The organism is Flammeovirgaceae bacterium (assembly GCA_015180985.1).
In the GTDB taxonomy this organism is placed as follows: Bacteria; Bacteroidota; Bacteroidia; order Cytophagales; family Cyclobacteriaceae; genus UBA2336.
Genome location: CP054185.1, coordinates 2,973,628 through 2,997,148, shown reverse-complemented (window position 1 = coordinate 2,997,148; position 23,521 = coordinate 2,973,628). Strand labels below are relative to the sequence as shown.

General features: G+C 43.6%; 18 protein-coding genes. 1 reads left to right on the top strand and 17 read right to left on the bottom strand.

Going from position 1 to position 23,521, the window contains the following annotated elements:
- Positions 1-336 precede the first annotated feature (336 nt).
- The 12 genes from HRU69_13740 to HRU69_13685 all read right to left on the bottom strand — a co-directional run bounded on the left by HRU69_13740 (position 337) and on the right by HRU69_13685 (position 16,175).
- Positions 337-1,524 (bottom strand): IS256 family transposase, encoded by a 1,188-nt coding sequence (locus tag HRU69_13740; protein QOI98936.1) that lies wholly within the window; start codon positions 1,522-1,524, stop codon positions 337-339.
- 356 nt (positions 1,525-1,880) lie between these two features.
- Positions 1,881-2,864, bottom strand: a complete 984-nt coding sequence (locus tag HRU69_13735; GenBank protein ID QOI98489.1) for a PD-(D/E)XK motif protein — start codon at positions 2,862-2,864, stop codon at positions 1,881-1,883.
- On the bottom strand, positions 2,861-5,113 hold the full coding sequence (locus HRU69_13730; protein ID QOI98488.1) for an alpha-1,4 polygalactosaminidase: 2,253 nt from the start codon (positions 5,111-5,113) through the stop codon (positions 2,861-2,863). Before HRU69_13730 ends, HRU69_13735 begins: the two co-directional genes overlap by 4 nt.
- 2 nt (positions 5,114-5,115) lie before the next feature.
- A complete protein-coding gene (locus HRU69_13725) occupies positions 5,116-6,654 on the bottom strand; it encodes an ATP-binding protein (protein ID QOI98487.1) in 1,539 nt (512 codons plus the stop codon).
- The gene (dcm, locus tag HRU69_13720; GenBank protein ID QOI98486.1) at positions 6,641-7,996 is read right to left on the bottom strand and encodes a DNA (cytosine-5-)-methyltransferase; all 1,356 of its coding nucleotides are present in this window, start codon (positions 7,994-7,996) and stop codon (positions 6,641-6,643) included. The genes HRU69_13725 and dcm overlap by 14 nt, the downstream gene beginning before the upstream one ends.
- Before the next feature lie 563 nt (positions 7,997-8,559).
- Positions 8,560-9,432, bottom strand: coding sequence for an SDR family oxidoreductase (locus HRU69_13715; protein ID QOI98485.1), 873 nt, complete (start codon positions 9,430-9,432; stop codon positions 8,560-8,562).
- A gap of 67 nt (positions 9,433-9,499) precedes the next feature.
- Positions 9,500-9,892 carry a helix-turn-helix transcriptional regulator gene (locus HRU69_13710; protein QOI98484.1) on the bottom strand — a complete coding sequence of 131 codons (393 nt, stop codon included), beginning with the start codon at positions 9,890-9,892 and terminating at the stop codon, positions 9,500-9,502.
- A 180-nt stretch (positions 9,893-10,072) separates the two neighbouring features.
- A complete protein-coding gene (locus HRU69_13705; GenBank protein QOI98483.1) occupies positions 10,073-10,471 on the bottom strand; it encodes a hypothetical protein in 399 nt (132 codons plus the stop codon).
- A gap of 680 nt (positions 10,472-11,151) precedes the next feature.
- Positions 11,152-12,354 carry a tyrosine-type recombinase/integrase gene (locus HRU69_13700; protein QOI98482.1) on the bottom strand — a complete coding sequence of 401 codons (1,203 nt, stop codon included), beginning with the start codon at positions 12,352-12,354 and terminating at the stop codon, positions 11,152-11,154.
- Positions 12,355-12,368: 14 nt separating this feature from the next.
- Positions 12,369-13,094, bottom strand: coding sequence for a DUF2807 domain-containing protein (locus tag HRU69_13695; GenBank protein QOI98481.1), 726 nt, complete (start codon positions 13,092-13,094; stop codon positions 12,369-12,371).
- Positions 13,095-13,320: 226 nt separating this feature from the next.
- Complete coding sequence (locus HRU69_13690; protein ID QOI98480.1) at positions 13,321-15,372, bottom strand: helix-hairpin-helix domain-containing protein; 2,052 nt, start codon at positions 15,370-15,372, stop codon at positions 13,321-13,323.
- Entirely contained in the window at positions 15,369-16,175 is an 807-nt protein-coding gene (locus HRU69_13685; GenBank protein QOI98479.1) for a hypothetical protein, read from the bottom strand. The genes HRU69_13690 and HRU69_13685 overlap by 4 nt, the downstream gene beginning before the upstream one ends.
- A 38-nt stretch (positions 16,176-16,213) precedes the next feature.
- Between HRU69_13685 and HRU69_13680 the strand changes: the two genes are divergently transcribed.
- Positions 16,214-16,834 (top strand): toxin-antitoxin system YwqK family antitoxin, encoded by a 621-nt coding sequence (locus HRU69_13680; protein QOI98478.1) that lies wholly within the window; start codon positions 16,214-16,216, stop codon positions 16,832-16,834.
- On the opposite strand, the gene HRU69_13675 is transcribed toward HRU69_13680, so the two are convergent.
- From HRU69_13675 to fabF, 5 genes are all read right to left on the bottom strand, one after another.
- A complete protein-coding gene (locus tag HRU69_13675) occupies positions 16,831-18,297 on the bottom strand; it encodes a BamA/TamA family outer membrane protein (protein ID QOI98477.1) in 1,467 nt (488 codons plus the stop codon). The two genes, HRU69_13680 and HRU69_13675, sit on opposite strands and share 4 nt — an antisense overlap.
- A 35-nt stretch (positions 18,298-18,332) precedes the next feature.
- Positions 18,333-19,445: a prolipoprotein diacylglyceryl transferase gene (locus HRU69_13670; GenBank protein ID QOI98476.1), complete on the bottom strand. Its 1,113-nt coding sequence runs from the start codon at positions 19,443-19,445 to the stop codon at positions 18,333-18,335.
- A 108-nt stretch (positions 19,446-19,553) separates the two neighbouring features.
- Complete coding sequence (gene nadE, locus HRU69_13665) at positions 19,554-21,389, bottom strand: NAD(+) synthase (protein QOI98475.1); 1,836 nt, start codon at positions 21,387-21,389, stop codon at positions 19,554-19,556.
- Positions 21,390-21,421: 32 nt separating this feature from the next.
- Positions 21,422-22,162: a ribonuclease III gene (gene rnc / locus HRU69_13660; protein ID QOI98474.1), complete on the bottom strand. Its 741-nt coding sequence runs from the start codon at positions 22,160-22,162 to the stop codon at positions 21,422-21,424.
- Between the two features lie 79 nt (positions 22,163-22,241).
- Positions 22,242-23,489 carry a beta-ketoacyl-ACP synthase II gene (fabF, locus tag HRU69_13655; GenBank protein ID QOI98473.1) on the bottom strand — a complete coding sequence of 416 codons (1,248 nt, stop codon included), beginning with the start codon at positions 23,487-23,489 and terminating at the stop codon, positions 22,242-22,244.
- Between the last annotated feature and the right edge of the window lie 32 nt (positions 23,490-23,521).

Genomic DNA, 23,521 nt, shown 5'->3' with positions numbered 1-23,521 from the left:
CGAAGCAGTTACTTGTTCACGTGGGAAATCTTTGTTAGTTGATTGTCGTCCGTTGTTTTTTGAAACACAAATTTGTCCGGGCCCTATTGCTACCAACGTTTGAGTTTATGCAGTGTGGGGAATAGGAGGGCTTAAAAATGTAGCGCAGCGAAATGTTAAGCCCGACCTGCTCCGAACTGTCCAACGTTACTGAACGAAATTAAGAAATTACTTTTAATAGCTACACTGAACCCCCACATTGCATAAACTTTTTGTTGGTAGCTGTAGGGCCCTTCTCGACACTGCCTAATTAAGTGTGTAAGTGCTGGGTAACGACTAAGCAACTGCGTAAAGGTTTTATATTTTGCATCTGCCTTCGAAGATAGTTAAAAATTGATTTACGATTAGTGGCCAGTTTCTCACGGGCAAGGTCCATTTTTTGGTGATCTCCCGTAAAGCCAGGTACACCGCTTTCACCACCGCCTGGTCGTCAGGGAACGAAAGTTTGTTGTTGGTATACTTGCGGATTTTTCCGTTGAGATTTTCGATAATGTTCGTGGTATAGATCAGCGTTCGGATTTCGATCGGATAATCGAAGAAGTGCGTGAGGTTATCCCAATTCGTTTTCCACGACTTGATAGCATGCGGATATTTTTTGCCCCATGTTACTTCAAGCTGCTCTAAGGCTTGAGCAGCCAGCTCTTTGTTTGGTGCTCCGTAAACAGTCTTCAAATCGGCTACAAATTGTTTCTTGTCTTTCCAGACAACGTAGCGAAGCGCATTTCTGATCTGATGAACTACACAAATCTGGGTTACCGATTGGGTAAACACGCTGGTGATTGCATCGGTGAAGCCCTTCAGATTATCGGTGCTGGTGATGAGAATATCTTCCACGCCACGGCTTTTTAAATCAGTAAGTACACTTATCCAGAATGAAGCACTTTCGCTTTCACCCAGCCACATGCCCAATACTTCCTTAAACCCCTGAGCATTAAGGCCTACGGCCAGGTAAATGGTTTTGTTGATCACCTTCCCATTCTGCCGGACTTTGAATACGATCCCATCCATCCACACCACAAAGTACACCGATGAAAGAGGCCTGCTTTGCCACTCCGTTACCAACGTATGTACCCGCGAGGTAACGTTGGAAATAGTGGCATCCGAAACATTCACACCATAGATTTCCCGGATTTGTATTTCAATGTCGCGTACGCTCATACCCCGGGCATATAAGGAGATGATAATTTCTTCGATGCCTTCTACGAACCGGCTGCGCTTGGGAACCAGGACGGGCTCAAACGTGCTGTTCCGATCCCGAGGTACTTCTATCTGTAGTTCACCTCGCGTGGTCTTGATGGTCTTACGGGTTTTTCCGTTCCGTGAGTTCCCGGAGTTAATCCCTTCTGGTGAATGTTTGGCATAGCCCAAATGGCCATCGAGTTCACCTTCCAGCATTTGCTCCATGCCCTTTTTGAAAAGTTCATCGATAAAGCTGTTGAGGTCTTTCGAATTCTTAAATTGCTTGAGAAACTCAGGGGTGAGCATCTCTTTGAGTAGTGGGTGTTGTTCTTGATTTTCCATGGTAACTGTGTTTAAAGTTAAGTCTTTAAATGCAACCGATTCGGCTGAAAGTGGTACATTCCACATCCCCTTTCAGCAAGGCCGAATCGGGCCTTTACACAGTTGCTTAGTCGTTACCCCCTTCTCCGAACTTCATTCGAAGCCTTGTCTTTCGTCACCCGTTAATGTTACACGTCTCTTTGTTTTTCAGTCGTGCGGTGGGGCATTTTTCATTGACGTTATTGTCCACTTTCACTGCACTGAGCACACTTATTGGCTGGCTTTGGTTGTGGGCTGCATGTGCGGCCAGACAATGTGTGTGCGATATTTGGTTCTCCAATTTAAATACCTCTAAAAAGTTCACTAGTCGTTTTCATTGCTCTCACGTCAATAGGTGTCAAGTCGGTTAAATCTGATTTAAATCTTACCTCTGATACCTTGTCGGGTATGTGCACTTCTTCAATCTTGCTTATATCTTGTTGACTAAAAAAGCGCAATGAATCTTTTGCGATGTTATAGTCAAACTTGATTTTGATTGATTGCTCAAGAGAATTTCCAAGGGTTCTGAAAATAATATTGTTTAGTTTTTCGGTCAATTCGATGTCGTCTTTAATTTTATTCGTAATACTTTGAACAAGTTGTTGAATGCTTTGTCCATTGTTATGTTGGCGGATGAAAATTGAAGCAACCAATACTTGTGTACCTATGGGGGGGCTTAGCTGTTCAGCCGAAAAGGTATGTATGCGTTCAAAGTTTGAATTGCTTTTGACTTCAATTTTCTCTAGACCTGAATTAAAATCAAATCTTTCTTCTGGCAGATTGTGCCAATAGTTTAAAAGAATCTTTGGATTCGAGCTATTCTCAATTAAAAATAATTCGGTCCACAGTCCGTGAACCGTATTTGTTGGCGTGTCAGCGAGTGAACGAAACACTTCAACAAATTTGTTTATCGAATCGACAATCTGTTGTTGTGTCGGCTTGTTACTAAGTGTTTTAATCAAGGTCTCCGAAATCCTCAAAAAATATTCCTGTAAGTTTCGGTCATCACTCGTAAATGTAATGACAGTAAAGGTTTGATAACTACTTTTATCATTCTCTGTAATTTTACACTCGACATTTTGTTCAAGTTGTAAATACTTTAATCTAAAGTTTTTTAGAGTATTTCCTTTAACGGCATTTGCAACTGATAGAAGTAATACAGGGTTGCCTTCATTATTTACAGCAACTCGGAAGTTTGGTTGCTCAGGAATTTGAATGGCGTTGAACGTTTTACCGCTTCCTTCCTCCGCAAATTCAAGTTTATCATATAGTTCAATCAGATTCATGCTTGTCTTATAATATCTCTTCCAATGTGCTCAGGAATCCAAATTGCCAGTGTTGGAACGCTAGTGAATTGAGTATCTCTTAAATCAAGCAAGTGAATTTGAATAGTAAGAGTATTGTCGTTCTTTATTTCAGCATCACCGGGATAAATCACATCGCCAACTCTCGGGTTTCGTCCTTGAAATAATTGTTGTATTTCGTTATTAACCAATCTACGAGTCCTTCTGGTCCAGTTGGTCAAACTCCTTGCACTCATCAAATACACCAGACAATTTTCGGTAGGATGGTCTCTCAAATATCTTTTTAAAATTCCTCTTAAACTTGAATAGGTTGCTGAATCACTCTCCCGTGTGAATCGCAAATCATTGAGCAAATTGTCTATGCAATCTTGAATTGAGAGGGTTGCCACCAAATGCCTTTGGTCATCTGTTCTTTGTAAATGTCCCGCATCTTCTGCAAATTGAGATGCTCTAGGGTTTAGAAAGTTAAAGACTGAATCTCTGTTGGTCTCAATGAATTCTTCTGTGTCATGGGGTGCATTTATTCTGAACCATTCATCTCCAAAATAGTCTCTATTTAAATCGTCATAAAGAACATTGGCTCGTGTGAGATTCAGCATACCGTCAAGAACTGTCTTTCTGTCCCAATCATTTAGATGTCGGTTATTTTCACTGAAAGGTTGAAGTTGCTCTCTAACATCTTCCTCATGGTCAATGATGCTGTGGTAGGAGTCAATTGTTACTTGGTCTAGGAAGACTCGGCAGTAACCTAGGTAAGTTCTTTTATAGCCGTAGAACCTTGCACGCTGTTGAATTGTGTCCACATTTCCAACTCCAATATTTCTCGGCATGTATGTTACAGTTAATCCTTCAACTGTGAAACCCCTGTCCATTGACTGGCCACCGACTAAAATCCATGAATAGGAGTCTTGCCAATTGATTTGTGGTGTAGCCCCTTGCCTAGCATTGACTTCAACAATAGGTGTGTATTGAATTGCATGAATTAGATTTGAGTCTGTTAATTGCTGGAATGTTGGCAAATTTTGAACCGTCATTTGAAGGTCGTTGTATGCCAACTGAAAATCAATTAGCAATTCTCTTTTGTCCTCATTATCCTCACTTGATAGCAAACGTCTCCAACTTTCTTTTGTATCATTCACCCATCCATAAAAGGTATTATGGTCTCCTTGTAATCTTGATGGATGGATAAGCATGGAGCGATTTCGCTGGCTTGGGTCTCTATACAGTTGTAAAATCTGCCCTGCTACAACTCCAAGGTAGTAGATTTTCAAAGCGCGTAGCAGACTGTTTGGTGCTTCGTGTAATGGCTGCAAGGTTGGTAAATCGGATGGTGGAATCTCTACTATTAAGTTTGGATTATCCTGAAAAAAAGTGATTCCTCCTGTATACTCATCTCCTGGTGTAAGTAGTTTAATGAAGTTTGGGGATAGTCTATCCATTATATTGATAAACAGGTTCGCCTGTGGTGTAGCTGTATATTGTAAAAATGTGTGATGTGGGAGAATGGCTCTCAAAGCATTTATTCTTCTGTAAATGGTTGAAACATCATTTTCGGTTAAATCCTCAACATCTATTCCCTGCCTAGCTGCCCATGATGCCCTTGTATTTAAACTTGCTTGGTCTCCTTCATCGTCAATTATCAAAGTCGGAACGCCTTGCAAATTCATCCCACTTAATAGATTTGTGAGATTTCGTAAGCGACTTCCGTTTTTCATGACGGTTATCAAGGCAGTTCTGCATCTATCTTTTTGAAAAGTGGGATTAGCCCATTGGTCAAGAATATTTGAAATGGTGTCAAAATCTTCTTGTGTTTCAGGATTAGTTAGCTGTGTCCATTTCTGCTCAAACCCATAGCGGCTGTCAATTCTTAAATCCCGCCTTAATCTTAAAGTTGATTGCTGTAGTAATATTTTTGAAGTGCCTCCGAGTATGATTACAATTCGATAGTTATTATCTCTTGCAAGGGCAGTCAGTGTTGTAAATGAAAGGGTTTTTCCACTTTGAACGTAACCGATGATGATTCCTGTTTCATTGTTGCTTGACGCTCTTGGATTGCCACAAGCTTGCATTATGCTCAGTGTTTCATTCAAAACTCTATTCCCAGCATCATTTAGATTTCCATTATCTATTAGTTTTGAATTGCCCCGAAGTAGCCCTAGAGTCTCTTCTCCAACGAAAGGATTCCAATCATCGCTATTTGAATTGTTCTGTATTTCTATTATTTCAGACATAATTACGTTTGCTTTGAAAGGTTTGTAATCAACTCATTAAAATTTCTTCTTACATCACCAACGATTCTGGAACTCTTTGCAATAGCTTCTGCGAGACCAAGAGCAGCTGCCATTCTTAGAATGGGTTCAATTTTTGTTGCATCCACGCCTGCGTACTCAACCATAAAAGGATGAGTAAGTGAAAGTCTAATTCCTATTTGTCGAACTGAGGAATCATTGGACTTCTCTTTTATAAAAGTGTCTCCAACTTCGATTAGTTCATTCAATGATGGGTCATATGAAAGTTCAATTGAAACTCTCCAATTGATTTTATTAAACCGAATGTCAAATTCTCTATGAAGTGTTTTTTCAGTCTTTGCTAGTTCAACTTGGTCGGGCTCCGCAACTCTCGAGGGGGCATTGACAATATCAGCAACCGCCTTTGGGGCTTTCTGTTCTAGGTCGTTGGCCGTCACATCTAAAACCTTTTTGGCGTCTTTATATTCCTTTTCGGTCGCTCTAACTCTGTACTGTTCCGCCTGTTGAAGCAACGGGAATGACTTGTGGCTTATGTCTTCTTTGAGTAATCTCAAAAACAAATCAAGATTTTCGTCCCATTGAATTCCCTTTTTAGTGAAACTCACGTCAAACCCCTCAAGATGTAATTCTCCAAAAACACGCTGGTATCTGAAACTATTGGGATTTCCGAATATGAACTCTGGTCTGAAGCCATTATCAAAACTCCCTTCAATTACCCTGCCTCTCCGGAATAGTGCGAAGCCAGCTTCAGAAGTTGAAGCTTTCTCTCTTATTGCGACAAAACCGCGAACGCTTAATCCATCTTCAATAGGGAAATTTATTTCTTTTTTCCATAGTACGTTTTCACCTTTTTGATTGTCATATCTCGGTACATTAAGAATATTTGGTTCAGTGTAACTCAGTAATTCTCCCTCTACTGTAAGTTCGAGAAGACCGTTACGAATGAACTCCCGATAAATGCTTGAAAGGTGTGATTTAACTTTTCCTAATCCCTTTCTTCGGGGCATCTTCTGAACATTAAAGAGTTCGATTACAGTATAATGTTTATTTTTATCCACTACCGTACTTTCAAACTCAAGTTCTTCGATTTTGTCCTCAAAGATTTTGGTCATATCAAACTTGACCGTTTTCTCATAGGGTTCACCTAATGCCGTTGTACGCACAATCCAGTAATCAGAAAACCAGCAGGAGGCCGACTTCATCCCCATTCCAAATTCCGACAACCCTGATGTGTCTGCCGGTATTTCTGCTGCCCTGAATGCTCTAGGGTAATTTGCTTCGTCAATGCCCGCGGCATTGTCTCTTATTTTTATCCGATTCTCGGAATCATTTATTTCAATACTAACCTTTAAGCGAAAGTCTTTGCCGTGTAACTTTTTAAGTTCTTTCTCATTTGCTTGAAAACTTGCAATAGCATTATCCACAAATTCTGCCAAAGCAAACCATGTCTCGTATTCTAAAAATTTTAGAACAGAAAGCATTGATACATTTGGACGAATGTTGATTTTATTACTCTGCTTCATGCAAGACTTTCTTAGTTTTTATGTGTTGCCCGTTTTTATGATTCCCATTCTTATGATTCCCATTTTTATGAGTCTCCTTAATTAGTTGCTCCGCTATTAGTCTTACAATTTTTGCATTGACTGCATTTCCTAATGCTCTAAACGCTGCATTTTCCTGTTCTGGAAGTTCAATGCCTGTTAACGACTGGAGTTTTAATCCTTCAGTTTTTGTTAGGTATCTTTTTTGCCATCCTATGATTGGTATTTGAGTTTTTGTACATACTAGAGAGGGGAAAAAATCAACTTTTTTGATTCGGACTCCTGAAGCTCTAAACTGTATTATATAGTCAAATATGTTACCCTTTTCGCGACCAACATTCCATTCTAATTTTTGCCAACTCTGAAATTCATATGTCGCCAACTTTGAAACGGCTGCTCTTAGTTGTTTGATATTCTGTTGATAGAATTCCCGATTGAATCTAATGTATTTGACCTTCCAATCAGGAAACTTTGTTTTAGTTCTAGCATAGCTTGGCAATAGCTTCAATTGTTCTTCTTTCGATAATCCTTTAAGGCTGATTCCAAAATTCCCCTTGTATTGCCCAAGTTCTTTTTCTGAGAGTTTGTGTGGATTTGTATTCTCATAAGGATAAGTAGCTCCAAACTCCATGGACCAAATGGGGAAGCCTGGCATGGGTACATCTTCGGGGATACTATCAATAAATTCCTGCCATAGTTCCAGACATTCAATATTTGATTTAGGGAGTTTTCTAACTGAATTGGAATAACCATTTAGAAAAGAATGGATGTCCACAACTTTCCTTTTTTGTTTATCCACCTCATCAAAACTGAAATGAGAAAGTCCGTTAAGTGAGCCCACAATAAAAATACGTAGACGATGCTGCGGTATTCCAAAGTGGTGAGGTGAATAATTTCTATGGTCTACTTCATATCCTAATCGTTTAAGTTTGTTTTGCATGTACGTCCACGTCTGCTCATCATTATGCTTAGCTAAATGAGGAACATTTTCAAGGATGAAATATTTGGGTCTTCTGTGCTTTAATATCTTAACAATGTCATCGAATAGTGTACCCCGCTCTTCGTCCATTAAACCACGTTGATTTCCAGCTTTAGAGAATGGCTGACACGGGAAACCCGCACATAAGATGTCATGAGGTGGAATTAAGTCTATACTACTTTTGACCACTTTTCTTATATCACCTTTAGGCTCAATCCCCCAATTGGCTTTATAAATTTCTCGAAGCGGTTGATTCAGTTCGCTTGCAAAAACACATTTATGCCCTAATTCATGAAGTGCTTTATGAAACCCCCCAAGTCCAGCAAATAAGTCTATAAATCTCATTTTATTAGTTTCAGCCTTAAAATAATCAAATTCTCGTGACAGTTTGTGGCGCGGGCGGAAATTTGGCTCTTGCCATAGCTTTGGTGTCGCGTTGGGTTTGCGCGGCTATGGCATGTGCCAAATGCGCGGGGCAATTCGGAGCACAATACTCTTAAAAATGCGAAGGGTCGGCTGTATTATTTTTTAATCTGTCCCTCGCCTTAATTTTTTCAAAGTCCACGATGTCCCGAAGTCGTTCACTTGCCCCCGTGGGAAATCTTTGTTAGAAATTGTCGTCCGTATTTTTTTGAAACACAAATTTGTCCGGGCCCTATTGCTACCAACGTTTATGTTTATGCAGTGCGGGGAATAGGAGGGCTAAAAAATGTAGCGCAGCGGAATGTTTAGCCCGACCTGCACGTCTCTGTCCCCCGACACTGAACTAAATTAAGAAATTACTTTTAATACCTACATTGAACCCCCGCATTGCATAAACATTTTGTTAGCTGCAGGGCTGTCTCCATAAACATGAAAGGTCAACACTTTTTGCAGTGTCGACCTTGGAGTTTTTGGCTTAGGAATGCTTATTTCTTTACAGTCAGCAGCCCGTTGATTCCAAAATTCGTATAAAGTCCCGTCATCACCTGTTCCAAGTGTTCATTGTATTTTTGTACGTGGTCACCCATGCCTAAGAAATCAACCGTTGTTCGAAAAGCTTTTTCGCCATACGGTTTTTCGATTAGGTCAGCAATAGCGTCAGCAACTCGTTGTGGGTTTTGTTGTGGATTACTCTTCAGTACGTTTTCAAAATTGCCAAACATTTGTTCAGGAAACTTCATGAAATCTCCATATGAAGTCGTTTGACTATTATCGGTTGGCTTTAATAAGTTTTCCATAAATGTTGTCGGATAACCACCAGGCTCAACAATACAGTTTTCAATTCCGAATGACGAAAGTTCCACCCGATAATTTTCTGCCATTGCTTCTAATGCCCACTTTGAGGATTGATAAGGACCGTAAAATGGTAACGCAATTCTACCTAATAGACTTGAAGTGTAAATGATTAGTCCTTTTCTATTCTTACGAAAATATGGCGCGACCGCTCGGTTCATTCGTTGAACTCCAAAAACGTTTACATCAAAAAGTCTTTGATAGTCAGAAGTGGTGAAGAACTCCTGCATACCAAGTGTGCCAACACCCGCATTATTAATCAGAACGTCCAAACCACCTAAATCTGCTATTGCTTTGTTTACTCCGTTTATTACGCTTTGGTCATTTGTGATGTCCAAATCAATAATTTTTGCTCCTGCTTTACCCAATTCATTAGCAACGGCTTTATTTTTTCCGTTAATGTCTCGCATCGCTGCTGCTACATAATGCCCCCTACCGATTAAAGTTTTTACGGTTAGTTTTCCGAAACCACCACTCGCGCCTGTTATTAGTATCTTTTGTGTCATTTTGTTGAAGTTTTGTTGACACAAAAGTCCTCCCAATTCGCTGTATGGTTATGGTGTTAAGTTCAGATTAAATGGTGTTAAGTTCAGATTTGGCCATTTGTCTGAATTTCTTTGGTGTCGTTCCTACATAACTTTTAAAGAATTTGGTAAAATTTGAAGGGTCAAAAGTCATGGATTGCGCTATTTGGGCAATAGGTCTGTCAGACGAAAGGATAAGTTCTTTGGCGATTTCAATAAGTCTTTCTTCATAAATGTCACAAGGCGATTTTCCTAAAACCTCGTGGATAGTATTACTTAAATGTGTCGGGTGTATAAAAAGCAAACTTGCCAAGTCCTTTATTTCGAATGTGTTTTCAGCTTTGCCTATTTTCAACTCAGCTAAATGCTTGTCCAGTTCGTGCAGGTACTGTGTAACAATTTCCTGTTGTCTGTTTGAAGATTTGTCCTTGTTCTGTTCCATTATTTTGTCCAAGATTTTAATACTTTACTGTCATCACAGCCTTGCAGCTAACGTGAGTGCATAAGGCGTGGCGGTTTTCGAAGCCGCGTCCTATCCACGGGTGTAAACGAAATTAAGAAAATACATTGAATACCTTGATGTCCCACCGCCATGACTTATGCACATTGTTGTAGGCAGTTTTCATTTGTCCGAACTATTTGTCAACAGTCCATTAATTTCTATTATTTCACATTCTCCCATCTTTCGGTTTCCCTCCATTAAATATCCTTTTGTCCCAAGTTTCATTTTGTCCTTGTGAAATGCTCTCATGTTGTCCATCAATATCCACATTCTCGCAGTCCCGGAGTCTCTCACTAATTCAAAGTCTTTTGTTATTATTTGTTTGTCCTCATTTTCAAATTCAGGCCAAATCATGTAGACATTGAAATCACTTTTTCCAAAGTCCTCATATGCAAAGTCGTATCTAATTCCTTGATATGTCACTCCTGTCTTTCGTCCACCTTCTTCGGGTCTATAAAGTCTATACTTTACTTTGAAGTCGTAAGTGTGTCCGAATTTGTTATCGTAAGGTTCGTGCATTTTTTAGGAGTCTCAATTGTCCGAATGAAAATTGCCTACAACGTTTGTGTTTGTGGACGTGCCTGGTATTCGTAGCGCGGCTAAATTGGCGTCAGCTTAGCCGCGCGTGCGTTAGGGCGTCCACAAGCGCAAACGAATATACGAAGAAAGGTATTTTAGTCAACACCGAAGCAAGGCATGCCACAAACACGTTGTTAGCGGCAGTTGGGCATAGTCGGGTCAGCCGGTCGCGGGGTACGGTCGCTCTATGGAATGCGTCCTGTTGTGCAGGAGCGGCTAGGTGTCCGTTCAGCTGAAATGCGCTCGTTCTGTGCGGCTGGTGTTTTCGGAGGAGAGTGCCAGTCGGTTTGGCTGTACATGCGCGTGGGTTTCGGATAGCCGGTCGCGGGGTAGGGTAGTTCTATGAAATGCGTGCGCTACGCAGGAGCGGCTAACTGTCTGTTCAGATGAAATGCTTGCGTTCTGTGCGATGGGAGATTCGAAGATGAAGAGCCATTAACTCAATCGTCCGGTGTTTAGGAACACGCTCGCGCGTTGGCCATTTGAAACAGGCCCAATTGCCGACTAACACTTGTGCTTCTGCTATTGAATGTATATGATATATGGCATAAGCACAAGAGGTTGCCTTAAAAAGTAGCAAAATGACCCAAATTCGGGTGATATATTTTTTGTACACATCATTATTCCGAGTCGCTCCGCAACTGTTTTGAGGCCACTATCTGGTCTAGCGGGCTAACCACTTTATCTAACCCAAATCGGGTAACTTTTGCGTACACCTCGGTGGTCTTGGGCGACTGGTGACCCAGTAAAACCTGTATGTACCGGGTTGAAGTGCCCGCTTCCAGCAGGTGGGTTGCAAACGAATGCCGCAGCATATGCAACCGCACATTTTTGCGGATACCAGCTTTTGCTACTGCGCGCTTCAGGATTTGCTGTAAACTTGTGGCACTGTAACGCTCGCCCTGCACACCTTCAAATAACCAGAAGGCAGGCCTGTACTTAGCTATGTACTTTTCAATAATCGGGATAAGGCTTTGGGCCAGTACACTGTGCCGGTCTTTGCGGCCTTTGCCTCCGCGTATCAAAACTACCCCGCGATCAACATCCACATCGCCAACACGCAGGTTAAGCAGCTCACTACGCCTTAAACCCGATGCATACAGCAGCATGAGCATGGTGCGGTGCTTCAGGTTTTCTGTAGCTTCAAAAATCAGCATCACTTCTTCCTGGCTAAGTACTTCGGGCAGCTTCTTCTCTTGCATGGGCCGTTCAAGCTCATAAACCTTTTTCTCTTGCTTCAATACCTTTTCATAATAAAACTTAATGGCGTTAATGGCTTGGTTTTGTGTTGAAACACTCAGCTTTCTTTTTTCAATGAGGTGCATCAGGTAGTGCACTATTTCTTCCTCGCCTAAATCTTCCGGATTGCTGTCAGGAAAAAATTGCATGAAAAGTTTAAACTGTTCGGTGTAGGTACGTATAGTTGAAGGACTATAATTTTTAAGTTTAAGCTTTTTGCGCATGGCCTCCAGGGCCTCGGTTTGTAATTCATGAATGGTAATAATTTCGGGCTCAATCAATACCGGCATAGTTCCGGCTTCGGGTTTGGCAGTTGGTTGTTCCACCGGCCCTGGTTGCCCCTTGTGTGAACTGATTTGTTTAAGATCAACCCAGGCAATACCCCTAAAAGCGTTTAATATTTGGCTAATCCCTGCCCTGGAGGCTGGCGTGTACCAGCACTTCATGGTTTTGCTAAAAGTAGCTCCGGGTACTTTTCTTACCGCAGGCAGTAATGTTTCATCGTATGGAAACTGTATGGCAATGCAGTCCATCCCCCGGTGTTCAACCGGCTTAAGTACTACGGTTTTTGAACGCTGACCCATAGGGGATTCCGGGTTTAATAGGCCCTGTCAACCGTGCCGGAGCCGTACACTTTTTTAGTGGCATTCTTTGTGTTACCCTTGTGTTTTACCGAACCGCTGCCCACCACAGTGGCTTCAATGGTTTCGGTAACATTTAATTCTGCAAGGCCAGAACCACTAACTTTAATTTTTGCTTTTTCAAGCGGACAGTTAAAGGCGTTAATGCTGCCGCTGCCGCTTACTACACCATCCAATGCGGTAGCGTACCCTTTTATTGCCATTTTGCCTGAACCACTCACTTCGGCAGTTACCACATCGCCCTTAATGTCCAAATCCATACTGCCGCTTCCGCCTATGGCCAGATTTAAAGCATTTGCGGCCAGCGAATTTTCAGATATGATTTTGCCACCCCCATTTACTTGCAAGTCGGTTATGTTTTTAACGCTAACAAATACCTTCATGGTGGGGTTTAGCTTAATATCGTCAATCTTGGCCCAGATACTTTTGTTCTGGTTATCGGGTTTGCGCTCCATGTTAATCATTAATACACCGTCTTCAACCGTAATCTTGGTCAGGTCATAAATCTCAGTTAAAGCTTCTACCGTAACTTCCTGTTTATTGGTTTGTTTAAGGTAAACGGTATAGTTCGAGTTATTATAAATTGCTTTAAAGTCGGGTAGTTCAAGTGTTTTCTTGGTGGTTTGCGCAAAGGTGGTTACCATCAGAAACATCAGGAAAGAAAGAAATGAACCGGTTTTCATAGTTATCAGGTTTAGGTTTTTGTTTATGCGTTGAAAATTACAACGAAAAGAATTTGCAGGAAAGCGGTTAGTCGCTACCAGAAGTCGTTTACCTTTTGCTTTTGCGGAAAATCATCCAAAAAACAGTAATAAAGATTATCCCGCCAAGGCAAAGCATCAGCAAAACTTCGGGGGTTATCTGGCTAACCGCATGCATGCAGTGCAAAATACTATATTCTTAAAAAATTCAGAACCGAAACCTTACTTGCATCCGCAAATCGTTACGCTTGTTTCCGGTTATGGCATCGGCACCGCTGCCAATCACTTCCTGGTGGGTATAGGTTGTTCGGGCCCATCGTAACCAAATGCTTAACCTACGCGACAGCCCGTACTCAGCCAGAATGTAACTCCGTATGCCAATGCCACTGTAAGCCGGTAAACTGTAAGCCAGCCACACATCGCGCTCATATACATATTGCCGGTTGTCGTAATCATCGGTATCGAATAGGGCATACCGGGCTGTTACCGATAGCCTGCCAAAGTTGATGGCTACATCCTGCAACAAAGCCATACCGTATGTTTTACGGTTGTTAATTATATAGGAACTGAATTGTGCCCGTGTTTTTAAGCGAAGTTTTGTGCCCAAACCATAGTCAGCGTTCAGCCACAGGTTTCGTTTAATGCCTTCACCGGTAAGGTATAAGTTGCTTTCGGAGGTACTCAGGTTACGTACTTTCGACTCTTCGCGTACCTGTACAAACAACAGTACACTCCGTACCGGCTGATAGGTAAAGCGCAACAACCACTCGTGCCCATCGGAAGGTGTGTAGCTTCGATAGCGAAGCCATGGGAAGTGAAACAGGTCGGCATAGCCGGCCACGTTGTATTTTTTGTTCCATCGGTACTTCCAGCCCCAATAGATGCCGCCCTCATTAATGGGCAATGAACCCTCGGCAAAAGCATTGGCATACAAACTGTAAAAATTGCGCTGGTAGTTGCGGAAGTGAAGCACTAAATCAAATTGTTGCGTAATACTACCCAACAGTCCGGCAACCACACCGTACCCACGGTTTAGGGTTTTACCGGCTTCGCTGAAAAAGGTAAAATTCTTAACTGTATGATTCAGAAATATTCCGATGTTATCAAGGCCATTACCTGAGAATGCAAATTGGTTGTACGCTCTTGGGGTACGACTGATGATTAAGTTGTAGTCAATGTGGTTAAATATAAAACCGGCTTCGGTCTGCCTGATTCGGTAATTTATTATCACTCCGTATTGTTGTTCCCGTATTCGTTTACGTGAACTCAATTCGGCCTCGTTTCTGTGCAGGCCTGTGGTTTGAAACGCGGCAGCAAATGATTGTTCGGTGGAGTCATCGGCAATACTGGCATCACGAAAGGCATTGGAGTAAAATGATGAGACGAAAATATTTTTATGCAGTTCGTAAGTAACAGCCGCACCCCGCAGGTAACCCAGTTCATTTACTGAAGTATACGGCATAAAGCCGAGGTTGCTTCTGCGCACAGTGGTAACGGTTTCGCCACCTTTGCCAAATCCAAAGTTTCCTCCAAGCAGTAATCCCTGTGCAAACTGTGCCTGGTAATCGCCAACAATAAGGTTCTTAACCCGGCCTTTGTTCAATACCTGTGCATGAAATGAGTTGTAGTCAAATCCATACTGTTTTTTTGAAGAACTCCAGGCCATTTGTTCGCCCGCATCTTTCTCCATGGTAAACCCAAAACTGTAATCGCCCGGTCTGGCCGATCGAAAGCGCAGGTATAGTTTATCCTCTTTGCCTTTAAACTGCTGCGATTCACTTACAGAATTTGTAAATCCGGCTTTTGTTTCGAGGGTGCGGTCGTATCGCATAATAAAATAGCTGTTATCTGATTGGGTAATCCGTTTCAGAAAGGAACGGTCGAAACCGGTTGCCGGGTTGCTGACAATAAAAAAAGGCGTTATCCGCAGTATGTCAGGCACTTCAAAACCCGGCACAGCCTGTAGTTCGTACATGCTGATTAACGGTCCGTTTTCGGTTCGATAGTTAACCAGACTTTGAACCTGGGCTTCAGTTAGTAAATTCAAAAAGCGAAGCTGTTCTGTATTGGCCGTGTTTATGTTAATAGGATTGCTCAATAGCAAGGCGAGGTTTTCGTATAGTTCTTCGTAGTTTAAATCCAAATCCTGGTATCCAAATAACTCATCGGCCAGCCGTTCCAGGTCAACTTCCTTTCGGGGATATTCCTGCGCATTTGCTACAATGCAGGTTAGCAGTACCATACATACCGGCCACCTCATGGTTTGCCAAACTTATAAGTTGCTGAAGCCTGATGACTGAACTGCAACACTGTGCTGTATTGAACAGCATAATCAAAATTGAACACCCCTGTTTTAAAACCAAGGCCGAAGAAGGAGGCATTGGGTTTAAGGTTGAAGCCCGTTCGTGCAAAAAATTTTCGGTGAAAGGCGTACTCCAGGCCGGCCTTCCAGGTGGTTTCGTAATCGAGGTCTTTCTGAACTTCGGCAGCAAGCAATACATTTTCTGTTGGTGTAAAAGCGAGCGATGCAGTAAGCAATGCCGGAACCTTGTCACCATCGGCAGAAATTTCAGGTCGGTTGAAGTTGGTAATGTAAGCTCCAACAGAAATTTGCCTGGTAAGTTTAGCAATACCGCCCATACCGATGGTAAAAACACCTTTTGTTCCGAAACCTTCGGCCTGGTATTGTATATAGTTTACCTTAACCCCCAAGGCTGCCAAACCAAACTGATTGCTGAAACCTGCTGATACCATGCTTTCGTTATACACGTTATCGCCAAAGCGAAACAGGCTGAACCCCGCTACCCCCGGTTTTACCGGTACGCCCACTGTAAAAGCAGCGCGGTTAGCGCCCGGCAGTGTTGCGGCCAGGTTATAAGCGGCTGCACCTAAAGGTTGCGTAAAAGTTGCCAGGCCGGCTACGTTGTTCAGCATGGAAAAACCATCGGCCAGTGTAGCTGTTATATACCCCATTCCGTTGCCACGTGCGCCCATTAGCGTACTTACGCTTTGTGTGTAAGCACTTATGGTTAACAGAAGAAAGGCCAGCCGGATCAACATCATGTGGATTTGGTGTTATAATTTAGTACACCTTTGAGCAAATGAAAAATATTCTCCTGCTGTTTACATTTGGAATAGCTATTCAGGTATCTGCACAAGATACAGTTATCGTCCGCTATCCGAACGGCCTGATAAAGTCACGTGGTGCTTTTCTTAATGGTAAAAGAGAAGGACCATGGAAATATTATTATCCAACCGGTGAATTAAATGCCGTGCAAACCTTTAACCACGATGTACTCCATGGGCGTGTTCACTACTACTATATAAATGGTAAAACCGAGTCGGTAGAAAACTGGCACAACGGAGTGTTGCAGGATTCGGCCTTTTACTATTACGACAACGGACAGTTGCATCGAAAGGGTGTTTTCGATCATAGCAGGTATGCCGGTACATGGGTTTACTTCCATCCGAACGGAAATAAGCAACGCATTATTGAGTATGAAAACGGATTACCAAACGGGCGTATAGAGGTTTTTAATGAAAGGGGAATTTTAAATCAGCAAGGATACTATGTAAGTGGACAGGAGTATGGTGAATGGAAGTTTTACGATGATGAGGGAAGATTAGCCTATAGTGGGAATTATACTGCGGGTAAGCGTAGCGGCAAGTGGTATCGGTACAACCGTGCCGGTAAGCCAAAGGAGTGGAAGTACACTGATTAGAACTCCTTTTTGATGTGGAAGAACAATCCGCTGTTGCCCTCGGCATTAAATGAATACTCAAACCGGAGTACAACATCGTATGAACTAACCAGGTCAACTCCAAAGCCTGTACCGAAAATTAATTTATCAGAGAGCATTTTGTTTAAGTTATTGCTGATGTAGTACGGGTAATTTTTTACATACCCGAAGTCGGCATAGGTTTTTACATAAATGGCAAACGGGATGTACTGAAACTGGCGGAAGGGCATATCAGTCCAGTTCCAGGTTCGGCTGAAAATTCGTTTTTTAAGAGTGGTTTTATTCAGTACGTACCAGGGTCCTTCAATAACAAATAGTTCGTAGCCGCGTACAAAGATTTTGTTATAACCCATCACACCATAATTAAAGTAAGGAATATCATCGCGGTTACTCCAATAGGCAAACGACAGGTTAGACAGAAAGAAGTTTTTTTTCAGGTCGAAAAACCGGGAATAACTGAAGGATACATCTATCTTCGAAATATCGGAATTTACAAAGACACCCGTTTTTTGTACCTGAGCATTTAGCTGATGGCCTTTTAGCGGGTAAGCAACCACATCGCGGTGATCGCTGATAAACTGGTAACTGAATAAATCGTACCGCTGGCGAAGATTTGTTTCGGTACCCAGGTAGTTTTCGTTAATCTTTGCCACCGTATCGGCAATGTGGGTGGTTCGGTATCCGTACTTCCAGCGATGCTGTTTATAAAATCCGTTGCGGTAGGTGTAGGTTAAGCCTATGCCTCGTGTATTGCGCAGCAGGCTGCGCATCTCCAGGAAGTCGAGTTTATGGTTAACTGTTTGTACGGGCAGGTTTTTGGCATCGATGTAATCCGATTCAAATATTAAACCCTGTTTCTGCCTTCGGTCGAAATACGGAACGCGATAGAGCAGTTCAAATCGTTTAACGTAACCAAACTGTGCAGTAAAGATAAGTGTTTCATTCCGGCCTCGCATGTTGTATTGGTATAGCTTAAGGCCATAATTAATGCGATCGAAATCGTGGTTATAATTCTCCCACCATTCGTTAAAGTTCCTGTCAGATAACTGAAAAATCGGTACTGGAAAAGTGTACCAACGCTCGTCCACTTCAACCAGCAGGTCGGCCTGGCCGCTGGTTAGTTCCAGCGTACGGATGTTGGTGGTGTTGAAGAGGGCAAGGTTAAACAGTTTATACTTATCTTTTTCAATAATTACCGGCAGTTCGCGGGTATGTACCGAATCGCCCGGTTTCAGGGTGAGTTCGCGCAGAATGATGCGCTCGCGCGTTCTGCGGTTACCGATAATAAAGATACGGTTGATGTGCAGGTAGTACCCGGTGGTGTCTTTGTTATAGTATTTTTTTTCCTTAGCAGGTTTTTTCAGTGAATCATAATGAATGGCAACCGCGCTATCGTACCCCGATACTGAAAATGAAATTAAAAAACCGCATAGTATGTTCAGCATGCTTACCCGGTATAACCAACGCAGCCTGTGCAGGCTTACTTGCTTACCGCTGGCGGTTGTTGTTTTTGCCGGTAAGCATACACCAATATAATGATACCAACGATAACCATGGGAATGCTGAGGAGTTGGCCCATGTTGAGCGGCATATCTATCTCAAAATCTACCTGCGGTTCTTTAAGAAATTCATATGCAAATCGCAAACTCCACAGGATAATCATAAAGTATCCGAAGATGATACCCGGCCTGGTGTTCTCTTTTGTGCGGCTCCAGAGCCAGAACAGAAAAATAAACAACAGGATGCAGGATGCGGCTTCGTAAAGCTGGGCCGGGTACCGCGGTACGGCCAGCGTACTGATGATGGCATACCAGGTTCCGTCTTCATCCTGCACAAGGTCATAAATAAAATCGCCCTGGCTGATGTGCTCCCGTATCCGCCCGTTGTACATCAGCACATCGGCAACTTCGTTTACCAGAAAACGCCTCATGTCCTGCTCGGTGTAATTGTTGGCTTTGTTAAACTGACACAGGATTTTAATGGGCGGGTAGGGATAGATGCCTTTCGGGTCAGGAATCTTGGCGTACTGCACATCGGTAAAAATGTCTTTGCGTTTTAAAATATCGGTAACAGTACGGGCAAAAAACACTCCGTTGGTGCTGCGGGTTTGCTTACCGATGATTTCGGAATTGAAGAAGTTGCCGAAGCGGATAAGTGCACCGGTTAACGCAACCAAAATAACAATCCGGTCGAGTGTTTGCAGGTAGCTCTGGCCAGGCTTTTTCTTGCGCGAGTACAACCACAGGGCAACTAAAATACCGATGGCAGCACCGTGGCTGGCCAGGCCGCCTTCCCAAACTTTCAAAATGTCAATGGGGTTGGCCAGGTACCGGGCGGGTTCGTAAAAGAATACGTGGCCCAGCCGTGCACCAATAATAGTGGCAATGACCATATACACGGTAAGCACGTCCACATCGCTTTCGGGCTTGCCCTCTTTTTTAAACATGTAATACAGCAACTGCTGGCTTATCAGAAAACCGAGGGCAAACAACAGCCCGTACCAGCGAAGGGTAAGGGTTGTATCCAGAAAAGGTATGGGTATGGAAAAAATTTCAGGACTGCCGTTCCAGATAATAAAACTGAGTGCATTCATCGGTTTAACGAGTTAAAAAGTTTGGTTCAGACGGGCGCAAATATAAAAGGTTCAAGGTTCCATGTTCAAGGTTCCCATTATTAAATGTAAATTTTCAGTGTAAAGGGGCTACAGGCTTTCTAATTCGTTCAGTTCATCGGTAAATCCTGATGAGAGAATCGGAAAGCGGCACCAGGTGCGCGGGTCTACATTCATTTCGTCCAGGTGAAAGGAGGGCGCCAGGCGCTCGCGTTTCCACTGGGTAGATGCCCAAAGCGTAAAAAACTTACGTATGTTTTTCTTCAACGCGGCTTTGTCTTCATAAAAATTTTTCAGGGCATGATAAACTTCTGCCGGTGATTTATGCTGCCGGATAGCCTCTTTTTCAATAGCTACTAAAACCGTGTAAGGCATCAGGTCGTCCTCATCAGTCTGTTTGCCGGGGCGTAACTCGGCTGTCGGTTTTAATTGGTTGATGAGTTTAAGAGACGTGTAGCCTAAATTTTTTTCTGCCCACTTCAGCCATTCCAGAATAGTGGGTTTATCAATGGCAGAAATAGGCGCAAGGCTGCCGCTGGTGTCGCCATCCATGGTGGAGTACCCCACATCGCCTTCGCTGCGGTTGCTGGTGGTTAACAGAATACTTTGTTTAACATTGGCCAGCAGCCAGATGATGGGCGAACGCGCACGGGCCTGGATGTTTTGCAGGGCAATGCCATCGGCATTCCATTCCAGTTTACGGCCCAGGGCTTTTTCGATTTTTTCGGTATAGGATTTTACTTCATCATTCACCGACCAGTGATAGAACACTGCTCCAACCGATTCGGCCAATTGCTTTGCCGCCTCGAATGTAGTTGTTGAAGAATTTTGTGTTGACTGGTAAGCCGTGGTTAGTAGTTGCTGAATAGCCTGCTGATAACCGGTTACGTGCTTATCACGAAAAATAAGACGTGAAAATTCAGGCCAGCCCAGTTCAGCCGATGCGCGCTTGATCATTTCTGCCACCATTACTGTGCAGGTGGCCGAGTCAGCCCCGCCACTTAGTGAGACCACATACCCCCTGGCTTTGCTTTTTCGCAAATAGTCGAACAAGGCAAGCGTTACGGCACGCGTCAACTCTTCGTATCGCTCTTTGTTGTCGGTTACCGGTTTCTGCTCGCTGGCATTTACATTATCAACATCTACTTCACAGCAGAGCACGTTTACCGGCTTAAAGGAAAGTCGTGCATTTTGTACCAGCAGTTTTCCGTGTTGTGCAATCAGGATATCGCCATCGTAAATCATGCGGCCGGCCTCGTTGCCCAGCAGGTTTACGTAGGCATAAACACATTTTAATTGAGATGAACTTTCAGTAACCAGGCTCTCGCGCTCACTGCTTTTGCCCAGTGCAAAGTGACTGGCGCTGGGATTCAGAATCAGCTCAACATTTCGCTGTTTAAGCGCATAGCCCGGCCGGTTTACCCGCCAGGCGTCTTCGCAAATCTCAAAACCAAATGGTATCCCCAAAACTTCATAAATAAGATCGCCAGCCCGTACAGTCGTGTTGTGCTTGTTAAGCTCAATCACTTCATTGGGTTTCCACGCTTCGAACCAGCGGGGTTCGTAATGCACACCGTCTTTGGCCAGGTTTTGCTTCAGCGTAATGCCCAAAAGTTTTTCGTTGCTGATAACGGCCACTCCGTTGTATGTTTTGTTTTTGATGCGAACAGGCAGGCCGGCACACACGGTTATGCCGGCACTGTGGGGCAGCAATTGCAGCAATATTTTCCAGGCTTTTTCGGAAAGCCAATCACTAAGAAACCAGTCCTCACAGCCGTAGCCGGTAATACACAGTTCGGGCAGCAGTAAAATATCGGCTTGTTGCTGCCGGGCCTGGGTAGTGGCCTGGATAATGTTATCCAGATTCCCCTTCCAGTTAAGCGGGGTTTGGTTTAGTGCAGCACCGGCAATTTTCAGTTTTCTCACGAGTCAGGTAATCAGTGTGCAATAAACGGTAATTAACCGGAAGTTTCGCTGAGGATGTTGAGCATTTCGCAGGTTTTAAAGGCCGCATCCTGCTCGGCTTTTTTCTTGCTGATGCCGTGGCCGGTGCCTTGCGGCTGGCCATTAACAAATACCTGGGCGGTAAATTCTTTATGCTGCCTGCCTTTTTTAATGCTTACAATTTCAAACCGGATTTCTTTTCCTTCACGTTGGCCCCACTCAATTACTTTGCTTTTAAAGTTGGAATGGGTGGCAATCAGTTCTTCGATATCGTAATGAGGTACTATTAGTTTGTTGATAACAAACCGTTTGCAGCGGAGGTAGCCCTTATCAAGATAAATGGCGCCAACAATCGCTTCCAGTGTATTACCCAGGATAACCTGTTGCAGTTGGGTATTCTTCTGGTCGAACTGAACAATAGAGCCAATGCCGATTTTGCGGGCCAGCAGGTTTAGCGATTCACGGTTCACAATACGCGACCGGATTTCAGTAAGAAAGCCCTCGCTTTTGTAAGGGAACTTCATAAACAGGTAATCGGCTACAGCTGCGCCCAAAATGGCATCGCCCAGGTACTCCAGCCGTTCATTGCTTTCTTTAAAGCCATGGCCGTTTTCTTTGGCGATGGAGCTGTGTAAAGTAGCTAACCTGTACAGTTCAAGATTAGAAGGCGTAAAACCGGCCACCGTTTTTATGGCGGTAATCAGTTTTTTATCGGTAGTGCATTTGTTTTTTGGGATTTTAAGTAAACGCCACACAACTGCGCTGAATTCGTTTTACCGGTACGAAAGATAACACGAAAATGGCAGAAGGTACGGCATTGAGGCAAAAAAGGAACTACACCTTTTTAAGCAAAATGGAGAAGTTATGCCCGCCAAACCCGAATGTATTGCTCAGGGCAACCTTTACTTCGCGCTGCTGGGCTTTGTTAAACGTTAGGTTGAGTTTTGGATCAAGCCCGTCATCATCGGTAAAATGGTTGATGGTGGGCGGCACCACCGATTGGTTAATGGCCAGCAGGCAGGCAATGCTTTCGATGGCGCCCGCTGCCCCGAGCAGGTGGCCCGTCATCGATTTGGTTGAACTGATGTTCATTTTGTACGCATGGTTACCAAATACCTGTTGTATGGCTTTAATCTCGCCAATATCGCCCAGCGGAGTAGAAGTGCCATGTGTATTTATGTAATCTACTTCGGTTGGCGCTATGCCGGCATCCTCAAGTGCATTAAACATTACCTGGGTTATTCCGGCACCTTCGGGGTGCGGTGCGGTAATGTGGTAAGCATCGGCCGACATACCCCCGCCAATTACTTCGGCATAGATTTTAGCACCACGCTTTTTGGCGTGCTCGTATTCTTCCAGAATCAAAGCGCCTGCACCTTCGCCCAACACAAAACCATCGCGGTCTTTATCGTATGGGCGTGAAGCGGTTGCCGGGTCATCGTTGCGTTCGCTAAGCGCTTTCATGGCGTTGAAACCGCCAACACCCGCTTCGCAAACAGCTGCCTCAGACCCCCCCGATACAATTACATCGGCTTTGCCTAAGCGAATGTAGGTAAAGGCATCGTAGATGGCATTGGTTGATGAAGCGCAGGCTGAAACAGTAACAAAGTTAGGTCCGCGAAAGCCGTACTTGATGGAAATATGCCCGGCACTCAGGTCAGGGATCATTTTCGGTATGAAGAACGGGTTAAAACGCGGGGTGCCATCGCCTTTGGCGTACGACTTTACCTCTTCCTGAAAGGTAAGCAGCCCGCCAATGCCCGATCCCCAGATTACACCCACCCGGTTAGGGTTAAGTTCATTCAGGGGAAGCTGTGAATCTTTGATAGCTTCATCAACCACCACCATGGCGTACTGGGCAAAGGGGTCCATCTTGCGGGCCTCTTTGCGATCCATGTGGTTGCCGATGTCGAAGTTTTTTATTTCGCAGGCAAACCTGGTCTTAAACTGCGAGGCGTCAAACCGGGTAATGGGCGCAGCTCCGCTTACACCCTTTTTCAGCCCCTCCCAATATTCGGTGAGGGTGTTGCCAATGGGTGTGAGTGCACCAAGCCCGGTAACGACTACTCGTTTTAAGGTCATGTTAAAAGTTGAATTAAAAGAGCGTAACCGCC